Raw genomic sequence first — 6,738 nt, 5'->3', positions numbered from 1 at the left:
CGGAGAGGATCATCCACCCTGGTAGACATGTGAATTCGGGCCCGCCCAACCCAGCCTGGGGACATCAGTCGGAAGGGCGCGGCCGGGAAGGGTGCGGCGAGAACGGTGCGGCCGGAAAGCAGACGGCCGCGAACAGCGTGGCGACGCGGGGACGCTCGACGCCCTGCCCTACATCTCCTCGTGGCGCTCGGGGTCGCCGTCGAACAGCCGCCCATCCTCGCGCCCGAGCGCGGTGATGGCCGCGACCTCCTCGGGCAGCAGCGAGAACGAGTCGACGGCCAGGTTCTCCGCCTGCCGCGACGGCGTCGCGGACTTCGGCAGCGGCACGGTGCCGCGCTCCAGGTGCCACCGCAGGATCACCTGCGCGGGCGTCACGCCCAGCCGGGCCGCGGCGGCGACGATCACTGGCTCGCCGTACGGCGCCTGCCGCTTCCCGAGGGGGCTCCAGGCCTCGGTGACGATGCCGTGCCGCGCGTGGACCTCGAGCAGCTCCTCCTGCGGGAAGTACGGGTGGAGCTCGACCTGGTTGACGACGGGTACCACGCCCGAGTCGTCGATGATCTCCTCCAGCAGCCGCGGCGTGAAGTTCGAGACGCCCACGGACCGCACCACGCCGCGCTCCCGGAGCTCGACCAGCGCGCGCCAGGCCTCGCGGTACCTCCCCGTGACGGGGTTGGGCCAGTGGATCATCAGCACGTCGATGCGATCCAATCCAAGTCGGGCAACTGACTCATATCCCGACGCCAGCGCCCGCTCGTAGTCGTGATGCCGACCGGGCAGCTTGGTCTGCACGGTCAGCTCGTCGCGCCCCGAGCCGGACTCCACCAGCCAGTCGCGCGCCGCACGCCCCACCACGCCCTCGTTCTCGTAGTTCACTGCGGAGTCGAGCAGCCGGTACCCCGTGTCGAGCGCGGACCGCACCGCCGCGGCGCCCTCGGCGCCCACCAGGGGATACGTACCGAAGCCGAGCGCGGGGATGGTGAAGCCGTCGTTGAGCGTGAGCGTGGGAAGGGTCATGCCGTCCACCCTATGCCGGGTCACCGCCCGCGTGACCAGGCGGAGGTCAGCCCCCGGCGATACCGTGGCAGGAGGAAGAGGAGGACGTCATGGCACGCCTGGTCTACGCCACCATCTGCTCGCTCGACGGGTATGTGAACGATGCGCAGGGGGAGTTCGACTGGGCGCAGCCCGACGAGCAGCTCCACGACCACTTCACCGACCTCGCCCGGACCATCGGCACCTATCTGTACGGCCGCCGCATGCACGAGACGATGGTGGTCTGGGAGGACCTCTACGGCACGCCGGTGCTCCCGCCGCACCTGCGCACCTTCGCCGAGGCGTGGGTCGCCTCGGACAAGGTGGTCTACTCGGGCACCCTCGACGAGCCGGGCATCCCGCGCGCCCGCATCGAGCGCGAGTTCGACGCCGACGACGTCCGCCACCTCAAGGACCGTGCCGACCGCGACCTCGGCATCGGCGGCCCCACGCTCGCGGCGCACGCCCTCACGGCCGGCCTGGTCGACGAGATCCAGCTCGCCGTGGTCCCCGCGATCGTCGGCGCGGGCACGCGCGCGCTGCCGGACGGCCTGCGCCTGGACCTCGAGCTGCTCGAGCACCGCACGTTCCCGCAGGGATCCGTGCTGCTTCGCTACGCCGTCCGCTGAAACCGCGACCCACCAGGCATGACGGTGTAGCGCCCACCACGGCCGCGAGGCACACTCGAACCATGACCCCGGCCCGCCCCAGCATCGTCCTGACCGCCGACCCCGCGCGCGCCACCACGTCGGTGAGTCCGACGCTCATCGGCGCGTTCCTCGAGGACATCAACCACGCCGTCGACGGCGGCCTCAACGCGAACCTGGTGGCGAACCACTCCTTCGAGGGCGTCTACCTCCGCCGCGGCACCCACACCAACACTGTCGCCGCGATCACGCATCGCAAGCCGCGTACCCGCATCGACCCGATGCGCCACTGGGACGTGCGCGGGGGAGCGATCGCCTTCCCCGCCACGGAGATCGACGATGCGCGGGAGCCGGGGCTCGCGGCCGACCGGCCGCTCGTCCCGGGGAGCAGATACGCCCGGCTGGTCTCCGACGGGATGATGGTGCTCCGCAACGCCGGCCATGGCCGCGCCGCCGCCGGCATCGGCGCCCGCCGCGGGGTGGTCCTCCACCTCGACCTCCTGGTCCGCCGGCACTCCTTCGACGGGCCGTTCGCCGCCCGGCTGGTGGACCGCCGAGGCAAGGTGCTCGCCACCGCGGAGCTGACGGTGGCGCCCGCCCCCGACCACCCGGGCTGGGAGCGCGCGACCGCCGCCCTGATCCCGTACGGCAACTCCCTCGCGGCGCTGGAGATCGGCTTCAAGGGCACCGGCACGGTCGACGTCGACGAGGTCCGCCTGATCCCCGCGGATCACTGGGGCGCCGGTGACCCCCGGTGGAGCCAGGGCGTGCTGCGCCGCGACCTGGTCGAGGCGATCGCCGACCTCAAGCCGCGCTTCATCCGCTTCCCCGGGGGCTGCATCGTCGAGGGTCTCGACTGCGCGAACGCGTACGACTGGAAGCGGACCGTCGGCCCCCTCGAGCGGCGGCGTCCCGACTACAACCTGTGGGGGCTGTCCACCCGGGGCGGCGACTACTCGCAGTCCTTCCAGGTGGGCTACTACGAGTACTTCCTCATGTGCGAGGACCTGGGAGCCAAGCCGCTGCCGGTCGTGGGCGTCGGCATCGCCTGCCAGCTCCGCTCGAGCGAGACGCTCCCGATCGACTCCGACGCCTTCCGAGCGGTGACTCAGGACGTGCTCGACCTCATCGACTGGGCGACCGGCGACCCCGACACCAACGAGTGGGCGCGGCTCCGCGCCGAGGCCGGCCACCCCGAGCCCTTCGCGCTCGACATGATCGCGATCGGCAACGAGAACTCGGGCCCCGGGTACCTCGAGCGGTTCCGGATCATCCGCGAGGCGGTGCGGGCGCATCGTCCCGGCATCGAGGTGGTCCTCTCCGCGGGCGCGCTCGCCTGGGGCACGGAGTACGAGATGGCGTGGGCTCACGCGAGGAGGCACCCCGAGGGCACGATCGTCGACGAGCACTTCTACAAGAGCCCCACCTGGACCATCGACGCCGCCACGCGCTACGACGACCTCCCGCGCGACGTCCGCGTCGCGGTGGGCGAGTACGCCGCGAACCTTCCCTCGGGGCTGGTCCCCAAGCCGGTGCGGCCGCTCCCGAACTCGTTCCGCTCGGCCCTCGCGGAGGCCGCGTTCCTCACCGGTGTCGAGCGCAACGCGGATGTGGTCGCGATGACCTCCTTCGCACCCCTGCTCAACCTGGTCAGCCGGGGCCAGTGGGAGCACAACCTCATCGACTTCAACCCGTTCTCCGCCATGCGCAGCGCCAACCACCACGTGCAGCGGATGTTCGGCGCGACGGTGCGCGAACGCATCGTCCCCCTGGACGCCGCGCTGCCCGAGGGCGTCCTCGCCTCCGCGACGGCGGGGGACGATGCGGTGGTGGTCAAGATCGTCAACACCAACGGGCGGCGCGAGCTGGTACGCCTCCGCGTGCCCGGTGCGGCGAACGGATTCGCCGACGTCGAGACGCTCTCCGCCCACGACGAGGCGCAGAACCGTCTCACGTGGGACGCGATGCGCGGGCGCAGGAAGGTCACGCCGCGCGTGTCGCGCCGTGAGGTGAGGGACGATGAGATGGTGATCCGGCTGGGAGGCCGGACGCTGGTCGCGGTGACGGTGCCGCTCAGGACGCTCGACGAGGAGTGATGATGCGCGTGTGGAGGCTGACGTGAGCGGCACGGACATCCCCGGCATGGACCGGGCCGGGTCCGCGGGTGAGGGCTGGAATCCCGGCACGCGGCGCATGCATCGGGATCAGGGGGCGCGCGCGGCGATCGTCGTGTCGCTCGCGATGGCCCTGCTGTGGTGGTTCGACGCCTCGGTGCTGGTGCAGTCGCTGGTGGTGGCCGCTGCGTTCGGCGTGGAGACCTGGATCGCGTACACGCGGCGGGACTCCGTCGGGCTGCGCGGCTTCGGCATCGCCGCGGTGGTCGCCCTGGCCGGGGTGATCTTCGCGCTGGTGAGCACCGGCAACGCGCTCCTGAGCGCGGGTCTCGGGCTGCTGGGCGCGGCCGTCGGCATGAAGGACATGTACCTGGGCGGCCTCGGCCTCGGCATCTCGATCGCCGCGCTGCGCCTGACCCAGCTGATCGGCGGCGACAGCGGCCTGCAGATCGCCCTCGCGGTCATGCTCGCCGGCGTGCTCGCGCTCCTGCACGTCGGGGTGCGGCGCATGGGCGAGGACATCTGACGGGCGCCGTGGTCGCCGCGATGGCCGTGATGGCCCCGAGCGTGGGCCCCGTGGGGCTCGAACCCACGACCTACGGATTAAAAGTCCGCTGCTCTACCAGCTGAGCTAGAGGCCCGGCCCCCATCGTAGCGACGGCGCCGCACCGCGTTCGTGACCCCGATGACCACCGCCGCGACCACCGCGCCGCCGAACGCGCCGAGGGTGTTGAGCAGCACGTCGTCGATGTCCGCGACCCGTCCCAGCGCGAGCTGGGCGATCTCGATCGCGGCGGAGAGCATGCCGGACACGACCGTGGCGACCATCACCCGCAGCACCACGGTGAGCCGGCGCATGAGCGCCACCAGCACCGCCCCGAGCGGCGCGAACATCGCGAGGTTGCCGATCAGGTTGAGCCACGCGATCCGCGAGTCCGACCGGAGCGCCCGCTCGATCTCCTGGAACAGCGTGAGGTTCACGGAGGAGGTGCCGGAGTTCGAGAACGACGTCGAGGCCCCGACCGTCAGGAACGCGATCCCGGCGAGGCAGGCCACCAGCGCCCCCCACAGCAGGACCCGTGCCCCCGCGCCGCGCATCGTCCCGAGGACGGACACCAGCACCACGAGCACCAGCGCGACGAACGCGTACGGGCTCGCGGCCTCGGCGGCCTCGGGCACGGTCAGGAACATGCTCCCCCTCCAGGTGTCAGCACACGTAACGCCCGGATGGCCGCGGTTGTGCCCGCGCCTGCCGCAGCACGGCTAGACGACCAGGCCCAGCTCGGCGAAGCCGCGCCAGGCCATCATCACATTGAGCGGGCGGTCGAGCACGGCCCACGAGGCGCACTTGGTGACGGCGATGCCGCGCAGTCGCGCGTCGAGTCCCGGATCGTCGCAGGACGATGCGTCCCGGTAGGCGGCCACCGCCGTCGCGACTCCCGCGGCGGAGGTCGCGGTGTAGAGGAAGCTGAGGTCGACGGCGCGCTCGCAGCGTGCCATCTTCCCCCAGTCGATGATCCCGCCGAACTCCCCGTCGACGGAGAGCAGGTTGGACCCGTGCGGATCCGCATGCGACCAGACCTCCTCGGTCGGCCCCGGCGCCGCGACCGCCTCGCGCCAGATCTCCCGCGCGCCGGCGACGGACAACCGCTCTCCCGACGGGCCCTCCGCCTCGGCGAGCAGGTCGAGCGCCCACTCGAGGTTCTCGACCCGCTCCCCGAGCGGTATCGACTGCTCCGGGTTGACCCACGCCTCCGCGGGCGCCGGCACGTGCACCTGGGCGAGGGCGGCGCCCACGGCTCCCGTCGCATCGTCCCGCAGCGGCGAGACGTCCGCGGTGCCGCCCTGCAGCCACGACACCACGGCCCACGGCCACGGGTAGTCCCCCTGCGGGTCGCCGGTCGCCACCACCCGCGGATGCGCGAACGTCCACCCGGCGCCCACGGTGGTGAGCAGGTGGTTCTCGCGCTCGAGCGGCCCCACGGCCCCCGCGACGCGCGGCAGGCGCAGCGCGAGCTCGGGACCGACGCGGAAGACCACCATGTCCCAGCCGTCGAAGCGCTCGCCCACCTCGAGGTCGGCGAGCTCCGGCAGCTGGGCGGCGAGCAGCTCGTGCGCGAGCGCTCGCGAGATCGCCGGGTGCGCGGGCGGCGGGCCGGAGTCTCGGATCATGCGGGCACCAGGGCACGCCATCGCGTGGCGCGCATGTACACCGCACCCAGCGCCAGCCCCGCGACGACGATCCCGCCGACCACCATCGCGATCGCCGCGTAGCCGTTCGCCGGATCCAGGAAGGGATAGGGGAACCACCCATCCGTGGCCCCGCGCACCAGGGTGACCGCCACCCAGAGCAGGGGATACGCCATCACCCAGGGCAGCAGGCCCCATGGCAGCGGCCGCCGCGGCCCGTCGACCAGCCAGTCCGCGACCAGCGCGACCCCGGACAGCCCGTGGACCACCAGGTTGGTCCACGCCCAGGGCTCGTCGTCGGTGGGGAGCAGCAGCGTCCAGTAGACGGTGACCACGATGGTCAGCGTCACCGCGGCCGTCAGCCGCAGCAGCTCGACCCACTCGGGCCGCTCCCGTCCGACGTAGCGCGCCGCGATCGCCAGCGCCGCGACGCCGATCAGGTTGTTCTGGATGGTGAAGTACCCGAAGAAGTTCCACGGCACGAAGCTGCCGTCCGCGATGCCCTGCCAGGCGAGCCGGCCGACGGCCAGCAGCATGAGCGCGGCGACCAGGACACGTGCGACGGCGAGGGTGCGGACCATGGCGCGACGCTAGCAGTCGGGCGCCGCGCATGCCGGTCGAGCGCACCCGGGCGCGAAATAGGACGTATGCCCCTGATGGCGGCGTGATTCACGCGATGGAATGGATGTCACCAGAGCGACAGCATCCAGTCGTGACAGATCGCGCGCCGCTCCGGTACCGCCACAAGCGGG

The 6,738-nt window shown here is 72.2% G+C and carries 7 protein-coding genes and 1 tRNA gene; 3 read left to right on the top strand and 5 right to left on the bottom strand.

What is annotated here, in order from left to right; genetic code table 11:
* Window positions 1–168: 168 nt before the first annotated feature.
* Window positions 169–1,017, bottom strand: a complete 849-nt coding sequence (locus QQX13_RS12405) for an aldo/keto reductase (RefSeq protein WP_301153502.1) — start codon at window positions 1,015–1,017, stop codon at window positions 169–171.
* Window positions 1,018–1,106: 89 nt separating this feature from the next.
* Between QQX13_RS12405 and QQX13_RS12400 the strand changes: the two genes are divergently transcribed.
* From QQX13_RS12400 to QQX13_RS12390, 3 genes are all read left to right on the top strand, one after another.
* Entirely contained in the window at window positions 1,107–1,664 is a 558-nt protein-coding gene (locus QQX13_RS12400; protein ID WP_301153501.1) for a dihydrofolate reductase family protein, read from the top strand.
* A gap of 62 nt (window positions 1,665–1,726) precedes the next feature.
* On the top strand, window positions 1,727–3,778 hold the full coding sequence (locus QQX13_RS12395; RefSeq protein WP_301153499.1) for an alpha-L-arabinofuranosidase family protein: 2,052 nt from the start codon (window positions 1,727–1,729) through the stop codon (window positions 3,776–3,778).
* 22 nt (window positions 3,779–3,800) lie between these two features.
* Entirely contained in the window at window positions 3,801–4,322 is a 522-nt protein-coding gene (locus QQX13_RS12390; RefSeq protein WP_301120769.1) for a hypothetical protein, read from the top strand.
* 42 nt (window positions 4,323–4,364) lie between these two features.
* Here the strand turns inward: QQX13_RS12390 and QQX13_RS12385 are convergent.
* The 4 genes from QQX13_RS12385 to QQX13_RS12370 all read right to left on the bottom strand — a co-directional run bounded on the left by QQX13_RS12385 (window position 4,365) and on the right by QQX13_RS12370 (window position 6,567).
* Window positions 4,365–4,437: transfer RNA gene (locus QQX13_RS12385), tRNA-Lys, on the bottom strand.
* Window positions 4,400–4,894 (bottom strand): VanZ family protein, encoded by a 495-nt coding sequence (locus tag QQX13_RS13825; protein WP_367305459.1) that lies wholly within the window; start codon window positions 4,892–4,894, stop codon window positions 4,400–4,402. The genes QQX13_RS12385 and QQX13_RS13825 overlap by 38 nt, the downstream gene beginning before the upstream one ends.
* A gap of 165 nt (window positions 4,895–5,059) precedes the next feature.
* Complete coding sequence (locus QQX13_RS12375; RefSeq protein WP_301153497.1) at window positions 5,060–5,968, bottom strand: phosphotransferase; 909 nt, start codon at window positions 5,966–5,968, stop codon at window positions 5,060–5,062.
* The gene (locus QQX13_RS12370; RefSeq protein ID WP_301153496.1) at window positions 5,965–6,567 is read right to left on the bottom strand and encodes a Pr6Pr family membrane protein; all 603 of its coding nucleotides are present in this window, start codon (window positions 6,565–6,567) and stop codon (window positions 5,965–5,967) included. The genes QQX13_RS12375 and QQX13_RS12370 overlap by 4 nt, the downstream gene beginning before the upstream one ends.
* Between the last annotated feature and the right edge of the window lie 171 nt (window positions 6,568–6,738).

The sequence above is a fragment of the Demequina lignilytica genome (genome assembly GCF_030418375.1).
GTDB classification, from domain to species: Bacteria; Actinomycetota; Actinomycetes; order Actinomycetales; family Demequinaceae; genus Demequina; species Demequina lignilytica.
This window is presented reverse-complemented; position numbering and strand designations above follow the sequence as displayed.

Excerpts from the sequence above, each read along its gene's own strand:
- QQX13_RS12405 (WP_301153502.1), bottom strand. The coding sequence starts at position 1,017 with ATGACCCTTCCCACGCTCACGCTCAACGACGGCTTCACCATCCCCGCG.
- QQX13_RS12400 (WP_301153501.1), top strand. The coding sequence starts at position 1,107 with ATGGCACGCCTGGTCTACGCCACCATCTGCTCGCTCGACGGGTATGTG.
- QQX13_RS12395 (WP_301153499.1), top strand. The coding sequence starts at position 1,727 with ATGACCCCGGCCCGCCCCAGCATCGTCCTGACCGCCGACCCCGCGCGC.
- QQX13_RS13825 (WP_367305459.1), bottom strand. The coding sequence starts at position 4,894 with ATGCGCGGCGCGGGGGCACGGGTCCTGCTGTGGGGGGCGCTGGTGGCC.
- QQX13_RS12375 (WP_301153497.1), bottom strand. The coding sequence starts at position 5,968 with ATGATCCGAGACTCCGGCCCGCCGCCCGCGCACCCGGCGATCTCGCGA.
- QQX13_RS12370 (WP_301153496.1), bottom strand. The coding sequence starts at position 6,567 with ATGGTCCGCACCCTCGCCGTCGCACGTGTCCTGGTCGCCGCGCTCATG.